Source organism: Streptomyces sp. NPDC059456 (assembly GCF_042750055.1).
Taxonomy (GTDB): Bacteria; Actinomycetota; Actinomycetes; order Streptomycetales; family Streptomycetaceae; genus Streptomyces.
Genome location: NZ_JBHYVA010001142.1, coordinates 1 through 1220, shown reverse-complemented (window position 1 = coordinate 1220; position 1220 = coordinate 1). Strand labels below are relative to the sequence as shown.

At 74.5% G+C, this 1220-nt stretch carries 2 protein-coding genes; both read left to right on the top strand.

Translation table 11 applies throughout. From position 1 onward, the window contains the following. The first annotated feature begins 89 nt into the window (after positions 1 to 89). A complete protein-coding gene (gene ruvC / locus ACFXA3_RS42800; protein ID WP_385197007.1) occupies positions 90 to 620 on the top strand; it encodes a crossover junction endodeoxyribonuclease RuvC in 531 nt (176 codons plus the stop codon). Then, the coding region (ruvA, locus tag ACFXA3_RS42795; RefSeq protein ID WP_385197005.1) for a Holliday junction branch migration protein RuvA at positions 617 to 1220 on the top strand (604 nt) is incomplete at its 3' end. The genes ruvC and ruvA, both read left to right, overlap by 4 nt.

The window sequence follows — 1220 nt, the reverse complement described above, 5'->3', positions numbered from 1 at the left end:
GACGGGGACACACCCCGTCGGCCCGCCGCTTTGTCAGTGCCACCGGTTAGCCTGCACGCACCGGCTGTCGGAAGAGGGGGGTGGGTGTGGTGCGCGTACTCGGCGTGGACCCGGGGCTGACCCGGTGCGGTGTCGGCGTGGTCGAGGGCGTCGCCGGACGGCCCCTCACCATGATCGGCGTGGGAGTCGTACGGACCCCCGCGGACGCGGAGTTGGGGCACCGGCTCGTCGCGATCGAGGCGGGCATCGAGCAGTGGCTCGATGAACACCGGCCCGAAATCGTCGCCGTGGAACGGGTGTTCAGCCAGCACAACGTGAGCACGGTGATGGGCACCGCCCAGGCCAGTGCCGTTGCCATGCTCTGTGCCGCCCGCCGCGGGATACCGGTCGCCCTGCACACCCCCAGCGAGGTCAAGGCCGCCGTCACCGGCTCCGGCCGGGCCGACAAGGCGCAGGTCGGGGCCATGGTGACCCGGCTGCTGCGGCTCTCCGCCCCGCCCAAGCCGGCCGATGCCGCGGACGCCCTCGCCCTGGCCATCTGCCACATCTGGCGGGCCCCCGCCCAGAACCGCCTCCAGCAGGCGGTCGCCCTGCACGCCTCGAAAGGCCGCCCCTCATGATCGCCTTCGTCAGCGGCCCGGTCGCCGCGCTCGCCCCCACCCTGGCCGTGATCGAGGTCGGGGGAGTGGGCATGGCCGTGCAGTGCACGCCCACGACCATCGCGGGCCTGCGGATGGGGGAGACGGCCCGGCTGGCCACCTCCCTGGTCGTACGGGAGGACTCGCTGACGCTGTACGGCTTCGCCGACGACGACGAGCGGCAGGTCTTCGAACTGCTCCAGACCGCGAGCGGGGTCGGGCCGCGGCTGGCCCAGGCGATGCTCGGCGTGCACAGCCCGGACGCCCTGCGGCTGGCCGTCTCCACGGGCGACGAGAAGGCCCTGACGGCGGTGCCCGGCATCGGCAAGAAGGGTGCACAGAAGCTGTTGCTGGAGCTCAAGGACAAGCTGGGCGCTCCGCTGGGCGGGGCGCAGCGCGCCCCCGCGGCCACGGGGCCGGCCCCGTGGACCGAGCAGCTCGTCGCGGCGCTGATCGGGCTGGGCTACGCCGCCCGGGAGGCGGACGAGGCCGTCTCGGCGGTGACGCCGCAGGCGGAGGCGGCCATCGCGGCCGGTGGCAGCGCCCCGGTCCCGCAGCTGCTGCGCGCCGCCCTCCAGACCC